Consider the following 18,689-nt stretch of genomic DNA (forward strand, 5'->3'; position numbering starts at 1 on the left):
CTCAGACGCGGAAACTCAGGCGTCCGGCAGGATCATCCGGATGTCCGCCATCGTCCGGTCGTAATCCGCGGCCATGGCGCGCAGCACCTGCTGCTCGTCGGTCGTGTCGACGACGGCCGGGGCATCGGCCCACTCGTCCATCAGAACCGCGGCCACCGCGCCCGAGACGACGACGTGCATGATCGCCTCACGCGCCAGTGAGAGGTGCGGCATCTTGCGCAGCTCGGGGTGTGTGGCGAGCCAGCGCCCCGCGAGTTCCATCTCCTGGTGACGCAGACGCGTGAAAGTCGCTTCCCAGTGCACCGCTGTGTGGGGCTGCTCCTGGATGAGGCGACGACGACCGGCCATGACGACCGGATCGACCTCATCGTCACCGACGGAGACGAGGGCGACCTGATGAATGGCACGGCCCAGGTTGTGCGGGTCTGCTTCGAGAATCGCCCAGGCGCGTGCGTCGTCGATGATCTCGAGCGGGTGCCCGAAGATGGCCGCATCGAGGGTCGTCATGTAGTTGAAGAATGTGCTGCGCGAGACATCCGCCTCTTCACAGACCTCCGCGACCGTGACGTTCTCGTAGCCGAGATCGCAGGCGAGACGGACCGCAGCGCGTTCGATCGCCATCTGCGTCTGACGGCGCTTGCGTTCGCGTCGTCCGCGAGGAGCAGGTGCGACATGTTCGCTAGAATGGGACATGCTCCAATTATGGACGCGATCCAGCAATATGTCACACCCCGGTGACAACCCCTACCCCGCAAAGGAGCGCCATGTCTGAAGTGACCACCTCGACAACCCCCGCGTCCGCCCCCACTCGCGAAGACGACGGCTACTTCGGACCGGAATCGGTCTCGTGGAAGATCTTCTCCGATCCTGCCACGAAGCTCGGCGGCCTGGCCGCGCTCCTGCTGCAGTCGCTCAACCCCAACATGATGCGATTGTTCGATCAGGCGACAGAGTCGTACGCCGACCCGAAGGGGCGCGAGGAGCGCACCGGCCGATTCCTCGAGACGACGATCTTCGGCGACAAGGCGCACGCGGATGCCGCGGCGCAGTCCGTGCGCCGCATGCACGCGCACGCCGTGTGGACCGACCCGCAGACGGGTCAGACGCTGCACGCCGATGAGCCGGCATGGCTCAATTGGACACACAACACCCTCGTGTTCGGCCTGCTGCGGGCCGCAGAGGAGTTCGGCCTCCCGCTGACCAGAGAAGAGCAGGACGCATTCGTCAAGGAGCAGCACATCGCCGCGGCGATGGTGGGCTGCGACCCCGAGAGCCTGCCGGGCACGCGCGAGGAGCTCTACGCCTACATCGACGAGCAGCGCCACTGGATGGCGCTGTCCCTTCCCGCAGCGGAAGCCACGCGCACGCTGCGCAAGCCGCCGCTCAGCGGCAACCCGATCGCGGCGTGGACGGCGGTCATCGTCGCCGACGGCGTGCTCTACCTTCTGCCGGAGTGGGCGCGCCTGCTCATCGGCATCGAGGGTCGACCGATGAATCTGCGTCGTGCCTCGCGCACGACGAAGCGCCTCATGGGCCTGGCGCGCCGCAACCGTCCGTACGAGAAGATCGTGATCGAGATCACGGACCGCATCGACACGCACCCCTATCGCAAGGTGCGCGCGAAGAAGGCATGAGACGGGTGACCATCCCGGCAGCGCGTAGGCTGTCGGGATGGAAATCACCGTTCTCACCACGGATCGCCTGACACTTCGTCCGCCAACAGCGGCCGACGTCGATGCGATCACCACCGCCTGCCAGGACCCCGAGATTCCTCGCTGGACGACAGTGCCGAGCCCCTACGCCCGCACCGATGCCGAGGCCTTCGTCCGCATCGTCGACGCCTCGTGGGCGGATGGCTCGGAGGCGATCTGGTCGATCTTCCACGATGATGTGCTCGTCGGCACGATCGGGCTCCACCACATCGTCGATCACCCCGCAGGCGGACAGGCCGAGCTCGGGTACTGGATGACCGCCGAATCACGGGGGCAGGGATTCCTGACGGAGGCGGCGCGCACGGTGCTCGACTGGGCCTTCGCAGAGTTGGGCCTCGCCCGCGTGCATTGGCAGGCTGTCGAAGGGAACATCCCCTCCGCTCGGGCCGCGCGTGCGCTCGGCTTCCGCTTCGAAGGAACCCGACGTCAGGCGCTGACCAGTCACCGTGGCCGCGATGACGGCTGGACCGCCTCTCTTCTGCCGACGGACGATCGCACGCCCGTCGCGTGGCCGGTGCTCGAAAGCTGATCGTCGATCCGCTCGGGCGAATGTCAGACGCGGATGCCAGGATGTGCGCATGCCGGAGATGCCAGAAGTCCAAGGCCTGACCGACTTTCTCAGCGAGCGCACGACAGGCCTGTCGATCGAGCGAGTGACGGTGACGGCGATCGCCGCGCTCAAGACGTACGATCCCTCGATCAGCGCCGCCGAGAAGTGTGTGGTGACGGGTGCACAGCGGCGCGGCAAGTTCGTGGTGCTCAGTCTGCGGGCGGAAGACGGGATGCTGCATCTTGTCTTCCACCTGGCGAAGGCGGGGTGGCTGCGCTGGTACGACGAACTGCCCACGACGCCTCTCAAACCGGGCCGCTCCCCCATCGCGCTGCGCGTGCGGTTCGACGACGGCAGCGGATTCGACCTCACCGAGGCGGGCACCAAGAAGTCGCTTGCGGTGTACCTCGTGCGCGACCCCGCCGAAGTGCCAGGCATCGCCAGGCTCGGCCCCGAGCCGCTGGATGCGACCTTCACGCGAGACACCCTGGCGGGCCTCCTGTCCGAACGCCGCACCCAGATCAAGGGTCTGTTGCGTGATCAGTCGATCATCGCCGGCATCGGCAACGCGTACTCCGACGAGATCCTGCACGCCGCGCGCATGTCGCCGTATGCGCCGGCGTCGGGGCTCGACGATGAGGCGATCGACCGGCTCTTCACGGCGATCGTCGGCACACTGAACGAGGCGATCTCCGAGGCATCCGGCAAGCCACCCGCCGACCTGAAAGACGCCAAGCGGCGCGGAATGCATGTGCACGGGCGACGGGGCGAGAGCTGTCTCGTCTGCGGCGACACCGTACGCAGCGTCTTCTTCGCCGATCGCTCCCTCGAGTACTGCGCGACCTGCCAGACCGGCGGCAAGCCTCTCGCGGACCGCCGCCTCTCCCGCTTGTTGAAATGACGCCATGTGGCGGGAATGAATCCCTCTCTGGCGCGTTGACTAAGCTAGGTGCAATACAACGTGCTCCGGGGTCGGTGTGAATCCGAACCGGCGGTGACAGTCCGCGAACCGAGTCATGGCGCAGCCACGACGAAGTTGATCCGGTGAAATTCCGGAACCGACGGTGATGCGAGAGCAATCTCGCTAGTCCGGATGGGAGGCAGCACGGGCGCATGGCGTGCGTCCTGAGATCTCCCGTACCCACTTGAGGATCGATCGAACAAAGGACGACGCCCATGGCGGCAAGCAGTGCAGAGCGACAGACCATGTCGCGCGCGCTCGCACTCGCTCTACGGGGTCCGCGCGGTGTGAACCCACAGGTCGGAGCAATCCTTCTCGATGCCGACGGCACGGTACTGGCGGAGGGGTGGCACCGCGGCGCGGGTACGCCGCATGCCGAAGTCGACGCGCTCTCGAAGCTCGATGCGGATGCGGCGCGCGGCGCCACCGCGATCGTGACCCTGGAACCCTGCAACCACACCGGTCGCACCGGCCCCTGCGCGCAGGCCCTGATCGATGCGGGCGTCGCACGCGTGGTGTACGCCCTGGACGACCCCGGTGCACTGTCCGGCGGCGGAGCCGAGCGCCTGCGCGACGCGGGCATCGACGTCGAGGCGGGTGTCGAGGCAGGGGCGGCGCAGGCCCTCCTCGACTCGTGGTTCACCGTGCAGCGCCTTGGCCGTCCGCACATCACCGTGAAGTGGGCGCAGAGCCTGGATGGCCGCGCTGCGGCGGACGACGGATCCAGCCAGTGGATCACCGGGCCGGCGTCACGAGCCGACGTGCACCGTCGCCGGGCGTCCGCCGACGCGATCATCGTCGGTACCGGAACGGCGATCGCCGATGACCCCGCACTCACCGCGCGCGATGGCGATGAACTTTTCCCCACGCAGCCGGTGCCGGTCGTGATCGGTGCACGTGAGGTCCCTGCGGATGCCGCGCTGCGGCGCCACCCGCACGAGCCGCTCTTCTACCCCGGGCCCGACCTGCACGACATCGTCGCTGATCTGCGCGACCGCGGCATGCACTCTCTTTTCATCGAGGGCGGCCCGACCCTCGCGAGCGCCTTCCTGGCGGCAGGTCTCGCGGATCGCGTGCTCGCCTACGTCGCGCCCGTGCTGCTCGGCGGCTCCCGCGTGGCACTGAACGACATCGGCGTCACATCCATCACCGAGGCTCGGCGCCTCGTCGTCGACGAGTGGGTTCCCCTCGGCGAGGATCTGCTCGCTGTCGCCCGGCTGACAGACGCTCCACAGGCTCAGACGAAGGGATCCTGATGTTCACGGGAATCATCGAAGAGATCGGCGAGATCACGGCCATCACACCGGCCGGAGACGGCTGGCGCCTCACAGTCCGCGCGCCGCAGGCGGTGGCAGACGCGGTACACGGCGAATCCATCGCCGTGAGCGGCGTGTGCCTGACCGTCGTCGGTTCGACCGCCGAGACGTTCGACGCGGATGTCATGAAGCAGACCCTGGACGTCGCGGCGATCGCGGATGCCACCGTCGGCAGCCGCGTCAACATCGAGAAGGCCATGCCCGTCGGAGCCCGACTCGGAGGACACATCGTTCAAGGCCACGTCGACGGTGTGGGCCGCGTGCTCGAGGTGCGCCCCGGTGCACAGTGGCAGGTGCTCCGCATCTCGCTACCCGACGACCTCGCCCCCCTCGTCGTCGGCAAGGGCTCGATCTCCGTCGACGGCACCTCCCTGACGGTGAGCGCAGTGAGCGCTCCCGACGCCGCTGAGGCGTGGTTCGAGGTCTCCCTCATCCCCGAGACTCTGACCGCGACCACCCTGGGCGCCCGTGCCGTCGGCGATCGCGTCAACCTCGAAACCGACATCCTTGCCCGTCACGTCGAGCGTCTGCTCGCGTTCCGCGTCACCCCGGAAGGAGGCTCGCGATGAGCCTTTCCACGATTGCCGAAGCTCTCGAATCCCTGCGCGCCGGCCGGCCCGTCATCGTGGCGGACGACGAGAACCGCGAGAACGAAGGCGATGCCATCCTCTCGGCCGAACTGGCCACCCCCGAGTGGCTCGCCTGGACCGTCCGCTGGTCCTCCGGCTTCGTGTGCGCGCCGATGACAGCCGACATCGCCGACCACCTCAACCTGCCGCCCATGGTCGAGGTCAACGAAGACGCCCGCTCCACGGCGTACACGATCAGCGTCGACGCCGCAGAGGGAGTCACGACCGGCATCAGCGCCGCCGACCGCGCGCGCACCCTCAACGTGCTCGCCGCGGCGGATGCGCAGCCGACCGACATCATCCGCCCGGGCCACATCCTGCCTCTGCGCGCCGTCGACGGCGGCGTCCGCGAGCGCAGCGGCCACACGGAGGCCGCTGTCGAGCTCATGCGCCTCGCCGGGCTTCGCCCGGTCGGCGCGATCGCCGAGATCGTGGACGAAGACGGATCGATGATGCGCCTGCCCCGCCTCATGGAGCTCGGTGAGCGAGAGAGCATCCCGGTCATCACGATCGAACAGCTGATCGCGTACCTCAACGAACACGAGCCGATCGATGCAGCGCCGCCGAAGCGTCGCCGCGTCAGCCTGCGCGCTGACTCGACCGTGCCCACGACGCACGGCACGTTCCGCTTCCTCGCCTACAAAGACCGCGTCACCGGCACTGACCACATCGCGGTCGTGTCCGGCGAGCCGACCGAGACCGCGCTGGTGCGCGTGCACTCGGAATGCCTGACCGGCGAGGCCTTCGGATCCCTCAAGTGCGAGTGCGGCCCGCAACTGGATGCCGCGCTCGACGCGATCGCAGTGGAGGGCGGCATCGTCATCTACATGCGCGGACACGAAGGACGCGGCATCGGTCTGATCAACAAGCTGCGCGCCTACTCGCTGCAGGAGGGCGGCCTCGACACCGTCGACGCGAACCTCGCCCTCGGCCTGCCTGCCGATGCCCGTGAATACGCGGCGGCAGCAGGCATCCTGACCGACCTCGGCGTCTCCAAGGTGCGTCTGCTGACGAACAACACCGACAAAGTCGCGCAGTTGCGCGAGCTCGGACTCGACGTCGTCGAGCAGGTGCCGCTGATCGTCGGCGTCGGCCCCAACAACCACCAGTACCTGGAAACCAAGCGCGACCGCATGGGGCACATCATCGGCGAAGAAGAGCTCGCCGATGCCCTCGCGCAGAACAGCACCACAACGACCGAGGAGAACGCATGAGCGGCGCAGGAGCACCCCAGACCGGAGGCATCGACGCAAGCGGCGTGAACGTCGTCGTCATCGCCGGTACCTGGCACGACACGATCACCGACGGCCTGATCGCGGGCGCACAGCGCGTCCTCGACGAGACCGGTGCCACGCACCGCGTCGTCCGCGTGCCGGGCTCGTTCGAGCTCGCCCTTGCCGCCCAGGCCGCCTTCGCGGGTGGCGCGGACGCGGTCGTCGCCCTCGGCGTGATCATCCGCGGCGGCACCCCGCACTTCGAGTACGTCTCGGCGGCCACGACCGACGGACTTACCCGCGTCTCCCTCGACGCCGGCAAGCCCGTGGGCTTCGGTGTGCTGACGCTCGACGACGAACAGCAGGGTCTGGATCGCGCCGGGCTCGAAGGCTCCAAGGAGGACAAGGGCGCGGAAGCGGCGGATGCTGCGCTGCGCATGGCGCTGCTCGTCCGCGATCTGCGCGGCTGATCACCCGTCCTCGCTGAGGTCTGCCTACCTAGCGGCGCCTGGTTTTCCGGAATACCTTTAGGGGTATGGAAACCCTGCGCCACATTGTGCTCTTCGTTCACCTCATCGGCTTCGCGGTGTTGTTCGGATCCTGGGCGGTGCAGGCATTCGGCGGCAAGCGCGAGGTGACGCGTCTGATGAACATCGGACTCGCCATCGCGGCCGTCGCAGGACTCGCGCTTGCTGCGCCGTGGGGTCTGCCCGCGGATGTGACGATGAACTACGCGAAGATCGGCACGAAGCTCGTGATCCTCCTCGTCATCGGTGCTCTCATCGGCATCGGCTCGGCCCGCCAGAAGCGCGGCGAGGGCGTCGCACCGGCACTCTTCTGGGGTATCGGCGTGCTCACCGCCGCCAACGCGGCGCTCGCAGTGATCTGGTAATCCACCTGGTTTCACGGGGTGCCCCGGTGCGACGCACCGGGGCACTTCTGTTTTCCGGGGATGCTGCGCCCGAGGCGTAGACTCCCCCATGCTCCGCACGGAGCCAACGATCGGAGGAATTCGTGGCCACAGCCGTCGCGCCCGCAAACCCGCGCTCACGCGTCATCACCGCCAGCCTCGTCGGCACGACGATCGAGTTCTACGACTTCTACGTCTATGCGACGGCGGCTGTTCTGGTGTTCCCGATCCTGTTCTTCCCGACAGGAAACGACACCACCTCGCTCCTCGCATCCTTCGGTGTGTTCGGCGCGGCGATGGTCGCGCGCCCCATCGGCGCGATGGTCTTCGGCCACTTCGGTGACAGGTTCGGACGCAAGGCGACGCTCGTCGCATCCCTGCTCACGATGGGAATCGCGACGTTCCTCATCGGTGTCCTGCCCACGTTCCAGCAGATCAACTGGTGGGCCGCCCTGCTGCTGCTCTTCCTCCGCCTCGCCCAGGGCTTCGCCCTCGGCGGCGAGTGGTCGGGAGCGGCGCTCGTCGCCACCGAGAATGCACCGGAGGGCAAGCGCGCCTGGTACGGCACCTTCCCGCAGCTCGGAGCCCCGATCGGCTTCATCATCGCGAACGGCATCTTCCTCGCGATCAATGCACTGCTGCCGCACGAGAGCGACGCCTCGCTGAAGTCCGAGGCATTCCTCTCCTGGGGCTGGCGCGTGCCGTTCCTCTTCTCGGCCGTGATGGTCATCGTCGGCCTGTGGGTACGACTGCGCCTCGTCGAGTCCGAAGCGTTCACGCGTGCCGAGTCCAAGGGCACGATCCGCAAGTACCCGCTGGCGACGGTGTTCCGTCACCACTGGAAGCAGCTGATCCTCGGCACGTTCATCATGCTGGCGACCTACGTGCTGTTCTACCTGATGACGAACTTCACGCTCACCTACGGCACGAAGGCGGCGAGCCTGGAGGCCGCCTCCGCCGCCGCACAGGCCGCGGCCGAATCCACAGGCGCCGCATTCGATGCATCCGCTTTCGCCGCCCAGTTCTATCCCGGCCTCGGATTCGGGTACACGAACTTCGTGATCATGCAGATCGTGGGCGTCGTGTTCTTCGGTGTCTTCACACTCGTCAGCGGCCCGCTGGCTGACCGCATCGGCCGCAGGAAGCTGCTGATCTGGGTGACCGCGGCCATCCTGCTGTTCGGCTTCACCTTCAACTTCTTCCTGCTGCCGCAGACGACGCCCGAGCTGACCTTCGCCTTCACGCAGGCCTTCCTGATCCTCGGTTTCCTGCTGATGGGGCTCACGTTCGGCCCCATGGGCGCTCTCCTGCCCGAGCTCTTCCCGACCAACGTGCGCTACTCAGGCTCGGCGATCGCGTACAACGTGTCCTCGATCCTCGGCGCCGCGGTCGCACCGCTGATCGCGGTCGCGCTGTGGTCTTCGGCGGGCGGCGAGCCGTGGCTCGTCGGCATCTATCTCTCCGCGATGGCGGCGCTGACGCTCATTGCGCTGATCCTGTCGCCGGAGACGAAGGACCTCGACCTGAACGCCGATCTCGGAGTCCCCGCGCAACCCTAGGCACCGCATTTCGGAGGAGAACTCCCGGACCGGAAGAGGATCTGCTGCTGACGGTCCTCCGATCCGGGAGTTCTCCTTCGTTGCGAGCGCGCTCGGGGTCACGAAACAGGCAGCGCATAGGAAGTTCGGCAGACAATGAGAGGCATCCATGAGCCGACCCACAGATAAGGCCACTATGTCTCGCACGGCGATGTCCCGCCGACGCGGCCGCAACAGCGCCCCCGAAGGGCCCCGCGCCACGTTCCGCCAGCTCCTCCCCTTCCTGTTCGAGCACAAGACCGTGCTCGTGTGGGTCACGATCCTCAGTGTCATCGGCGCGGTCGCCTCCCTTGTGCAGCCGCTGATCGTCGGCCAGGTCATCGACCGCGTGCAGAACGATCTCTCGCTCGGTCCGCTCATCTGGGCCCTCGTCGCCTTCGTCGTGATCTCGTCGATCATCTCGGGCTATCAGCACTACCTGCTGCAGCGCACGGGCACGGCGGTCGTCTACTCGAGTCGCCGCAAGCTCATCGCCCGCATCCTGCACCTGCCGATCAGCGAGTTCGACGCCCGCCGGACCGGCGATCTCGTGTCGCGCGTCGGAACCGACACCACGCTTCTCTACGCGGTGCTGACCCAGGGGCTCGCGGATGCCGTGGGCAGCATCCTCATCTTCGTCGGCGCCCTGGTCGCGATGCTTCTGATCGACCCTGTCCTTCTGCTGCTGATCGTCGTCGTGATCGGCGTCTCTGTCGTGGTCGTCGTGCTGCTGAGTTCGCGCATCCGAACCGCATCGACCGCCCAGCAGGAGAAGGTGGGCGAGCTCGCCTCGGGCGTCGAACGGGCCGTCAGCTCGATCCGCACCGTCCGGGCATCGGGTGCGACCGATCGCGAGACCGAGACGGTGAGCGCGCTCGCGAAGGATGCCTACGGGCTGGGTGTGCGGATCGCGAAGATCTCGTCGATGGTGGTGCCGGTGGCCGGCATCGCCCTGCAGGTCTCGCTGCTCGTCGTGCTGGGTGTCGGCGGCTTCCGCGTCGCCGACGGATCGATCACGATCGCGAGCCTGGTGACGTTCATCATGTTCCTGTTCATGCTGATCATGCCGCTGGGCTCCGCCTTCGGCGCGATCACCTCGGTGAACCAGGCGCTCGGTGCGCTCGGGCGCATCCAGGAGGTCCTCGATCTTCCGACCGAGACGGAGACGGATGCCACCGCTGCCGCCGAGATCGGACGCGAGGCGGACGACCCGGATGCCCCGGCGCTGGAGTTCCGCGATGTGCGCTTCCAGTACCCCGAGAACGTCATCGCCGCGCGCGCGGCTGCCGCGAAGGAGGCGCAGTCGCTGCTCGTCGACGCGCACCTCGAACGCGCCGACGACGTGGTCGAAGACGGACTCGGCGAGGCATCCGCCTCTGTCGCGCACGAAGTGCTGCGCGGTGTCAGCTTCGCCGCGCCCCGGGGCGCACGCGTCGCACTCGTGGGCCCGAGCGGTGCCGGCAAGAGCACCATCCTCTCCCTCATCGAGCGCTTCTACGACCCGACCGGCGGCTCCATCCGTCTGCACGGCCACGACGCGCGCACCTACCCGCGCGACGAGCTGCGCGCGCACTTCGGCTACGTCGAGCAGGATGCGCCGACGCTCGCCGGCACTCTCGCCGACAACCTGCGTCTCGCCTCGCCCGACGCGACCGACGCCGACTGCGAGCGCGTCCTCCGCGCCGTGAACCTCGGCGACGTGCTCGAACGCAATCCGCTCGGCCTCGAAGCACCCGTGGGCGAAGACGGCGTCATGCTGTCGGGCGGTGAGCGTCAGCGCCTGGCGATCGCGCGCGCGCTGCTGACCGAGGCACCGATCCTGCTGCTCGACGAGTCGACCTCGTCGCTCGACGGCGTCAACGAACAGCGGATGCGCGAGGCGATCGACGCGGTCGCCACGGATCGCACGCTCATCGTGATCGCACACCGACTGTCGACCGTCGTCGACAGCGACCTCATCGTGGTCCTGCAGGACGGCGTCGTCGTGGGGCAGGGCACGCACACCGAGCTCGTCGAAGAGGTGCCGCTCTACCGCGACTTGGCGCGCCACCAGCTGCTGGCCTGAGGCCCCGCACCATAACGCGACGGCGAGATGCCGAAGCCACTCAGCCATGGGTGTGCTTCTGACATCCCGCCGTCGCGGGTCTTGTGTTGCCGACTACGCCTTTTCGAGGCGGTAGCGCAGCGAGGCCAGTTCGGCGTTGAGCGCCGGCGGGAGCTTGGCACCGAAGGTGGCGAAGAACTCTTCGGTGGAGTCAGCCTCGCGCTGCCATGCCTGCGGATCGACGTCGAACAGCTCTTCGAGGTCGGCCTGCGTCACATCGGCGCCCTCGAGGTTGAGGTCCTCGATGCGCGGCAGACGGCCGATCGGGCTCTCGATCGCGGTGACCTTGCCCTCGATGCGGCGAATGATCCAGTCGATCACACGCGAGTTGTCTCCGAAGCCCGGCCACAGGAATCGCCCGTCAGCGCCACGACGGAACCAGTTCACCTGGAACACGCGGGGTGCACGGTCGAAGCGCAGCGAGCGTCCCACCTTGAGCCAGTGCGCGAAGTAGTCACCCATGTTGTAGCCGCAGAACGGCAGCATCGCGAAGGGGTCGCGGCGCAGCTCTCCCAGCGTGCCCTCGGCCGCGGCCGTGCGCTCCGACGAGATGGTCGCGCCGAGGAAGACGCCGTGCGTCCAGTCGGTGGCCTCGACGACGAGCGGAACGTTCGTCGCACGACGCCCACCGAAGAGGATCACATCGAGCGGAACACCGTCCGGCGACTCCCAGTCGTCCGCGATCTGCGGGCACTGCGCAGCCGGAACCGTGAAGCGCGAGTTCGGGTGGGCGGCCGGGCGGCCGGAATCCGGCGTCCACGCTTTGCCCTCCCAGTCGATGAGCTCGGCGGGGGCCTCGTCTGTCAGGCCCTCCCACCACACGTCGCCGTCCGGGCGCAGCGCCACGTTCGTGAAGATCGTGTTGCCCCAGAGCGTCTCGACCGCTGTGACGTTGGTCGACTCGCCCGTGCCGGGTGCGACGCCGAAGAATCCGGCTTCGGGGTTGATCGCGCGCAGGCGTCCGTCCTCGCCCGGGCGGATCCAGGCGATGTCGTCGCCGAGGGTCTCGACCGACCATCCCGGGATCGTCGGGCGCAGCATCGCGAGGTTGGTCTTGCCGCACGCCGACGGGAACGCGCCCGCCACATGGTAGGCCTTGCCCTCCGGGCTCACGACACGGATCAGCAGCATGTGCTCGGCGAGCCATCCCTCGTCGCGAGCGATGACCGAGGCGATGCGCAGCGCGAAGCACTTCTTCGCGAGGATCGCGTTGCCGCCGTAGCCGGAGCCGAAGGAGTAGACCTCGAGCGTCTCGGGGAAGTGCACGATGTACTTGTTGTCGTTGCACGGCCATTCGACATCAGTCTGGCTCGGCGCCAGCGGTGCGCCCACCGAGTGCACGGTGCGCACCCACGGCGCGCCTTCTGCGATCTGGCGGGTGACGGCGTCGCCGACGCGGGTCATGATGCCGATGGATGCCACGGCGTAGGCGCTGTCCGTCACCTGCACGCCGATGTGCGAGAGCGCGCCCCCGACGGGGCCCATGGAGAACGGAACGACGTACATCGTGCGACCGCGCATCGAGCCCTCGAAGAGCTCGCCGATCTGCGCACGGGCATCGGCGGGATCCTCCCAGTTGTTGGTGGGACCAGCGTCCTCTTCCTTCTCGGAGGCGATGAAGGTGCGGCTCTCGGTGCGCGCGACATCACTCGGGTGCGAGCGGGCGAGGTACGAACCGGGTCGCCACTCGGGATTGAGCTTGATGAGCTTGCCTTCGTCGACCAGCGTGCGCAGCAGTGCGTCGTTCTCGGCACGCGATCCACCGACCCAGTGGATGGCAGCGGGCTGCGTGAGCGCGGCGATCTCGTCGACCCAGGCGACGAGCTCGGCCATGGCAGGCGTGTCATACGCCGGAGCCGTGCCAAAGCTGCGCAACGGCATCGCGGCCGGGGTGTGCGGGGCGAAGGTCTCGGCGATTGCCATGTCTGCTCCTTTGGAAGGGACGGGGTGTTGTGACCATTCTGCGTCGCATTTTCACATCTTTTCCGACGAAATCGACTATAAGAATCACTGTTCTTTCGATATGATCAAGGAATGAGCACCTCCGGACTCGAACTCAGCACGCTGGGACACCGCATCCGTCATCACCGTCTTGCGCGCGGACTGACACTCGACGAGCTCGGCGCCACCGTCGGTGTCGCCGGCAGCCAGCTGAGCCTGATCGAGAACGGGAAACGCGAGCCGAAGCTCTCCCTGCTCCAGGCGATCGCCCTCGCCACCGACACCGAGGTGACCGACCTCATCTCCGGTGAGCCGCCGAATCGGCGGGCGGCACTGGAGATCGAACTGGAGCGCGCGCAGGCCGGATCCGTGTTCCGCCAGCTCGGCATCGCGCCGGTGCGCGTGTCCAAGGGGATGAGTGACGAGACGATCGAGTCGATCCTCGGACTGCACCGTGAGCTCCTCCGGCGTGAGCGCGAGGCCATCGCGACCCCGGAGGAGGCGCGCCGCGCGAACACCGAGCTGCGCATCCGGATGCGCGAGCGGGGCAACTACCTGCCCGAGATCGAGCGTCTGGCGGAGAAGCAGCTGAAGGCGGCCGGACACACGTCCGGCGCGCTCTCGCACCGCACGGTGAGCATCATGGCCGAGCAGCTGGGCTTCGAGCTGCTCTACGTCAATGACCTTCCGCACTCAACGCGTTCGGTCACCGACCTCGAGAACGGCCGCATCTATCTGCCGCCCGCGTCGATCCCCGGCGGCCATGGGCTGCGCTCGATGGCACTGCAGGCGATGGCACACCGCCTTCTCGGCCACACGCCGCCGACCGACTACGCGGACTTCCTGCAGCAGCGCCTCGAGATCAACTACTACGCCGCATGCTGTCTCATGCCCGAGACCGCCGCGGTATCGTTCCTGCAGCAGGCGAAGAAGGATCGCAACCTTGCGGTGGAAGACTTCCGCGACGCCTTCGGCGTGACGCACGAGGGTGCCGGCATGCGCATGACCAACCTCATGACCGAGCACCTGGGCATGCAGCTGCACTTCCTGCGCGTGGATGCGACGGGTGCGATCACCCGTGTGTACGAGAACGACGGCATCCCCCTGCCCATGGATGTCACGGGATCGATCGAAGGACAGCGCGTCTGCCGTCACTTCTCCGCCCGACAGGCGTTCACGCAGCAGAACCGCACGACCGAGCACCACCAGTACGTGGACACCCCGGGCGGCACATACTGGAGCTCCACGCAGACCGGGTCCTCGGGCGAGGGCGAATTCTCCGTGACGGTCGGTGTGGCCTTCGACGACAGCCGCTGGTGGCGTGGACGCGAGACCTCCGAGCGTGCCGTGTCGCACTGCCCGGATGAGTCGTGCTGCCGTCGCCCTCCCGCGGATGCCACGGATCGTTGGAAGGGTCGGGCCTGGCCGAGCGCCCGGGTGCACACGCACATGTTCTCGCCGCTCCCCCGTGGCGCCTTCCCCGGGGTCGATGACAACGAGGTCTACACCTTCCTCGACCGCCATGCGGGCGAGTGATCCGCCTCAGCCGGTGATGAAGCGCGCGTAGCGCGAGAGGGCCGCGTCGATCTCCTCGGTCGTCGCGGCCTTCGAGTCGAAGAGCTCCGGCTGTGGAGCATCCGCGTGCCGCCCGATGGCTGTCGAGTGCTTCCACACACCGATGACCTTCCCGTCGGCGACGATCACGGGTCTCACCATGCCATTCGCGCCGGGGCCGACGGCGGCGCGAGCATCGGGATCGGCCACGACGCCGCGGTCCACATAGGAGATGTAGTACTCGTCGAACGGCGGCAGCGCCAGCACGCGGGGTGCGCCGGCGACTCGGCGAGGGTGCTCGGCCGAGGAGAAGCGCCCCTCCGACACCTCGATGAGGTCGGATGCTGCGCGCGCTGCGGCCTCCCTCGCCTGCGACAGCGTGAGCCCCGCCCACCAGGCGAAGTCCTCTGCCGTGGCCGACCCGTGTCCCCGGATGTAGCGGCGGAAGAGCTCCGCGAGCGGGTCGTCCGGCGGCGCGGAGGCGGCGATCCACCTGTCCACGAGCACATGCACCTGCTCCCGCGCGACCCCGTCGGAACGGGGAACGACCGGCCCCTGACAGAGCACACCGTTCACGGTGAGGGCGCCGAGAATATGGATTCCGCGCTGTGCACGCGGATCGATGCCGATGCGCTCCAGCACCGCGAAGGCCTCGTCGCGGGTAAGCCCGGGTCCGTGCATCCCGTCATCGATCGCGTGGCGCAGCGCCCTCTCGGAACGTGCGAGCACGTCCGCGTCGATCCCGAGCTGCCGCTCCCGCCCTGCGGCTTGCTGTCGCTGACGCGGTCCGGTGACCTGGAGCACCCACGCGAGGTCCTGGGCGGGGATGATGTGCAGCGTCCCGCGCATCGTCCAGGCGCGCACGAGCTCGCCCCGCGCGAACTCCGCATCGATGTCACGGAGCGTCGGCGCTCCGCGGGTGCGGGCGGCAAGCGCCCAGCGTCCGCCCCAGAACTCTTGGCTCTGCACCGCGAGCATGTGCGATGCCGCCTCGACCGGGGTGGGTGCGGGAGCGGTGAGCCGGTGGGATCGAAGACGCTCGGCGCGGATGCTCATGCGTCCTATCCTCTGCGACGATCGGCCCGCAGAGAAGAAGGAGCGCTGTGGTGGTTCCGGCCGTTACAGAACCACGCACAGCGCCCCGATTCGCCGAGACAGGAGGGACCCGGCGAGCTGTGGGACCCGAAGGTCAGTAGTGCAGTGTCACCTCGCGGCGCGTGGGGAGCACGACCGGATGCGACCCGGCCATGACCTCCAGCACGCGAACGACCTGGCACGAGTAGCCGTATTCGTTGTCGTACCAGACGTAGAGCACGACGTCGTTGTCGGTCGCGATCGTGGCGAGACCGTCGACGATTCCGGCACGGTGGGAGCCGACGAAGTCCGTGGAGACGACCTCGGGAGATTCGACGTAGTCGATCTGCTGGCGCAGCTTCGAGTGCAGCGAGACCCGGCGCAGGTAGTCGTTGAGCTGCTCCTTCTCGGCGGGGCGCTCCAGGGTGAGGTGCAGCACGGCGAGGGACACGTCCGGGGTGGGCACGCGGATCGCAGACCCGGTGAGTTTGCCGGCCAGCTCAGGCAGTGCACGGGCCACCGCCTTCGCCGCTCCGGTCTCGGCGATGACCATGTTGAGCACGGCCGAGCGTCCGCGGCGGTCTCCCTTGTGGAAGTTGTCGATGAGGTTCTGGTCGTTCGTGAACGAGTGCACCGTCTCGACGTGTCCGCGCACGATTCCGTAGGCCTCATCGACAGCCTTGAGAACCGGGGTGATCGCGTTGGTGGTGCACGATGCGGCGGAGAGGATGCGGTCCTCGGGAGTGATGGTCGCGTCGTTGATGCCGTGCACGATGTTCTTCAGCGCGCCCTTGCCCGGTGCGGTCAGCAGAACCCGCGCGACACCCGTGGAGGCGAGGTGCTGACTCAGGCCGTCTTCGTCACGCCAGCGGCCCGTGTTGTCGACGACGATCGCCTCGCGGATGCCGTGGGCGGTGTAGTCGATCGAGGCGGGGTCATCCGAGTAGATGACCTGGATACGGGTGCCGTTCGCGATGATCTGCGACGCGTCTTCGTCCACCTCGACGTTGCCCTCGAAGCGGCCGTGCACCGAGTCCCGCAGCAGCAGCGAGGCGCGCTTGACGAGATCGTTGTCGGATCCTCGACGCACGACGATCGCCCGCAGGCGCAAGCCGTTGCCGCCCCCGGTGTGAGCGATGAGGATGCGGGCGAGCAGCCGCCCGATCCGCCCGAACCCGTAGAGCACGACGTCGGTGGGTTCACCCGGCTGAGACTCCATGGCGGGGGCGAGTTCTCGCCGCAGGTAGGTGTCGAGATCCTCACCGCTGGCGGCGTGGCCTTCGACGAGGCGGGCGATGTCGATCGAGGACGCGCCGGGGCCGATCGCGCGCACGGCTTCGAGCACGGCGAGAGTGTCGACGAGGTCCACCTCACGATGCCCGAGCGCCTCGACACGCTCGTGGACCTCGAGGATGCCGGTCGTGGAGAGCCCGAGCAGCCGGTGCCCGTGCAGGGATGTGACGACGTCTCGTTCGCGGGTGAGGCTTCCGACGAGCGGGATCATCCGCTCGGCGAGCTCTTCCCTGGCCATCCAGTCATCGCGGTGTGCCGCGAAATCGTTCATGTGCGTCCTTGCATGATGGTGGTGCTCCGCGCTCTCGGCGCGGGGAGGCGGTTCGCCCGGATACAGGGTACGTGGACTAAATCGTCCCGCCGCGCGAAAACCGGGGCTCTGGCGTGCAAAGAATCGCGCGCCCTGCGCATTCGTGAAAATGCGCGATTCCTGCGCGAAAATGCGCGCACGTCGAAGCTCGCTTCCTCTCACCTGTTTCGTCTACACTGGTGGAATAATGAGCGAGCATTCTTCCGGCGACGTTGCCGACCTGATCCTCCGCGGCGGACGCATCCGCACTTTCGACGCGAGCGCGCCCCTCGTGGACGCCATCGCCGTGCGCGAGGGCCGCATCATCGCGCACGGTCCCGACGTCAGCGCGCTGGCGGCCCGCGAGATCGTCGACCTCGACGGCCGTACGGCCATCCCCGGCATCAATGACGCCCATCTGCACGCGGCCTGGCTCGGTGCTCGATGGCCCCACCTCTTCTTCTCGGACACCCCCGCGGAGGAACAGCCCACCGGCCGCCTCCTGCACGATGACCTCGACCGCCGCCGCGCACTCCAGAGCGCCTGGCGCCTCCTCGCCGAGCACGGCATCACGAGCTACACGGAACCCGGGATCGGGCCCGGCGAAGACGAGGGCGAGACCGGATGCTTCGGCTCCGCGATGCTCCAGACCTACGTCGACCTGCACCGCGAAGGGGCGCAGACCTCACGCGTGACACTGCTGCGACTGTTCGGAACCATCGACGGCGAGAGCGTGCTCGACGATTTCGAACGCGGCATCGGCCTTCCCGCGCCCGCCACCGACGCGCGATGGCTCTCGGTCTCCGGCGTGAAGATCTTCGCCGACGGCATTCCCCCCATGGCCACCGCCTGGGTGCACGAACCCTACACGGACGGGACCTCGGGCGAGCTTCTGACGCGGGGAAGCACAGACCCCCTCACGGCTTTCCGCACGATGGTCATTCAGGCAGCGCAGCAGGGGCTTCAAGTTGCCGTGCACGCGACCGGCGACCGCTCGATCGACGAGTTCATCCGAGCGCTCGAAACCGTGACCGATGCCCCGCCACCGAGTGGGCCTCACTACGTCGTGCACGGAGACCTCGCCACGCACAAGCAGCTCCAGCGGATGCGAGAGCTCGGCGCCGGCTTCGCCGTGCAGCCCCTCATCGCTGACCACACCCACGCCTGGGCGGGCATGCAGCTCGGGGCCGAACGCACGGCCCTCGCCTGGCCGCTCGACGCCATGCTCGAGACCGGAGTTCTGACGACGATCACGAGCGATGCCCCGATCGCGAGCCCCGACTGGCGCACGAGCATCGACGCATCGATCGCGCTGGTCGGTCGCGACGACACGGCCACGCGCGAGGCATTGCTGCACCGCATGACCGTGAGCGCCGCCGAGCAGGACGGAGCCTCCGCGTGGAAGGGGACGCTCGGCCTCGGAAAAGTCGCGGACATCACCGTGCTGGATGAGGACATCATCGAGCCGGGCCGCGCCGCGGCATCCATCCGCGTCGCGCGCACGATCGTGGACGGCCGCACGGTCTACGCCGCCGCACCCTGACACCCCTCCCCTCCGGAAGCAG

16 protein-coding genes and 1 riboswitch are annotated in these 18,689 nt (G+C 67.9%); of the genes, 12 read left to right on the top strand and 4 right to left on the bottom strand.

Features of this window, described 5'->3' with window-relative positions; translation table 11 throughout:
• Window positions 1-15: 15 nt before the first annotated feature.
• On the bottom strand, window positions 16-693 hold the full coding sequence (locus AC1REM_RS14635; protein WP_492515267.1) for a TetR/AcrR family transcriptional regulator: 678 nt from the start codon (window positions 691-693) through the stop codon (window positions 16-18).
• Window positions 694-764: 71 nt separating this feature from the next.
• On the opposite strand from AC1REM_RS14635, the gene AC1REM_RS14640 reads away from it, so the two are divergent.
• From AC1REM_RS14640 to AC1REM_RS14685, 10 genes are all read left to right on the top strand, one after another.
• Window positions 765-1,634: an oxygenase MpaB family protein gene (locus tag AC1REM_RS14640; RefSeq protein ID WP_492515268.1), complete on the top strand. Its 870-nt coding sequence runs from the start codon at window positions 765-767 to the stop codon at window positions 1,632-1,634.
• A 37-nt stretch (window positions 1,635-1,671) separates the two neighbouring features.
• Entirely contained in the window at window positions 1,672-2,241 is a 570-nt protein-coding gene (locus tag AC1REM_RS14645; RefSeq protein WP_492515269.1) for a GNAT family N-acetyltransferase, read from the top strand.
• 49 nt (window positions 2,242-2,290) lie between these two features.
• Window positions 2,291-3,163 (top strand): Fpg/Nei family DNA glycosylase, encoded by an 873-nt coding sequence (locus AC1REM_RS14650; RefSeq protein WP_492515270.1) that lies wholly within the window; start codon window positions 2,291-2,293, stop codon window positions 3,161-3,163.
• Window positions 3,164-3,220: 57 nt separating this feature from the next.
• Window positions 3,221-3,372, top strand: a riboswitch (FMN riboswitch).
• A 66-nt stretch (window positions 3,373-3,438) separates the two neighbouring features.
• On the top strand, window positions 3,439-4,479 hold the full coding sequence (ribD, locus tag AC1REM_RS14655; protein WP_492515271.1) for a bifunctional diaminohydroxyphosphoribosylaminopyrimidine deaminase/5-amino-6-(5-phosphoribosylamino)uracil reductase RibD: 1,041 nt from the start codon (window positions 3,439-3,441) through the stop codon (window positions 4,477-4,479).
• On the top strand, window positions 4,479-5,108 hold the full coding sequence (locus AC1REM_RS14660; protein WP_492515272.1) for a riboflavin synthase: 630 nt from the start codon (window positions 4,479-4,481) through the stop codon (window positions 5,106-5,108). Before ribD ends, AC1REM_RS14660 begins: the two co-directional genes overlap by 1 nt.
• Complete coding sequence (ribA, locus tag AC1REM_RS14665) at window positions 5,105-6,382, top strand: GTP cyclohydrolase II (RefSeq protein WP_492515273.1); 1,278 nt, start codon at window positions 5,105-5,107, stop codon at window positions 6,380-6,382. Before AC1REM_RS14660 ends, ribA begins: the two co-directional genes overlap by 4 nt.
• Window positions 6,379-6,852: a 6,7-dimethyl-8-ribityllumazine synthase gene (gene ribH, locus AC1REM_RS14670; protein ID WP_489967642.1), complete on the top strand. Its 474-nt coding sequence runs from the start codon at window positions 6,379-6,381 to the stop codon at window positions 6,850-6,852. The genes ribA and ribH overlap by 4 nt, the downstream gene beginning before the upstream one ends.
• Window positions 6,853-6,917: 65 nt before the next feature.
• Window positions 6,918-7,274 (top strand): Fe-S protein, encoded by a 357-nt coding sequence (locus AC1REM_RS14675; protein WP_204937822.1) that lies wholly within the window; start codon window positions 6,918-6,920, stop codon window positions 7,272-7,274.
• A 122-nt stretch (window positions 7,275-7,396) separates the two neighbouring features.
• On the top strand, window positions 7,397-8,851 hold the full coding sequence (locus tag AC1REM_RS14680; protein ID WP_492515274.1) for an MFS transporter: 1,455 nt from the start codon (window positions 7,397-7,399) through the stop codon (window positions 8,849-8,851).
• Window positions 8,852-9,026: 175 nt separating this feature from the next.
• Window positions 9,027-10,934 carry an ABC transporter ATP-binding protein gene (locus tag AC1REM_RS14685; protein ID WP_492515505.1) on the top strand — a complete coding sequence of 636 codons (1,908 nt, stop codon included), beginning with the start codon at window positions 9,027-9,029 and terminating at the stop codon, window positions 10,932-10,934.
• 93 nt (window positions 10,935-11,027) lie between these two features.
• Here the strand turns inward: AC1REM_RS14685 and AC1REM_RS14690 are convergent, their stop codons facing one another.
• Entirely contained in the window at window positions 11,028-12,896 is a 1,869-nt protein-coding gene (locus AC1REM_RS14690; RefSeq protein ID WP_492515275.1) for a phosphoenolpyruvate carboxykinase (GTP), read from the bottom strand.
• A 111-nt stretch (window positions 12,897-13,007) separates the two neighbouring features.
• Between AC1REM_RS14690 and AC1REM_RS14695 the strand changes: the two genes are divergently transcribed.
• The gene (locus AC1REM_RS14695; RefSeq protein ID WP_204937826.1) at window positions 13,008-14,450 is read left to right on the top strand and encodes an XRE family transcriptional regulator; all 1,443 of its coding nucleotides are present in this window, start codon (window positions 13,008-13,010) and stop codon (window positions 14,448-14,450) included.
• A 6-nt stretch (window positions 14,451-14,456) separates the two neighbouring features.
• Here AC1REM_RS14695 and AC1REM_RS14700 read toward each other — a convergent pair whose 3' ends face one another.
• Entirely contained in the window at window positions 14,457-15,524 is a 1,068-nt protein-coding gene (locus AC1REM_RS14700; RefSeq protein ID WP_492515276.1) for a winged helix DNA-binding domain-containing protein, read from the bottom strand.
• A gap of 133 nt (window positions 15,525-15,657) precedes the next feature.
• Window positions 15,658-17,106, bottom strand: coding sequence for a glyceraldehyde-3-phosphate dehydrogenase (locus AC1REM_RS14705; protein ID WP_492515277.1), 1,449 nt, complete (start codon window positions 17,104-17,106; stop codon window positions 15,658-15,660).
• Between the two features lie 226 nt (window positions 17,107-17,332).
• Between AC1REM_RS14705 and AC1REM_RS14710 the strand changes: the two genes are divergently transcribed.
• Window positions 17,333-18,667 (top strand): amidohydrolase, encoded by a 1,335-nt coding sequence (locus AC1REM_RS14710; RefSeq protein ID WP_492515278.1) that lies wholly within the window; start codon window positions 17,333-17,335, stop codon window positions 18,665-18,667.
• The last annotated feature ends 22 nt before the right edge of the window (window positions 18,668-18,689 follow it).

The organism is Microbacterium sp. GW823-FHT02G05 (assembly GCF_058797175.1).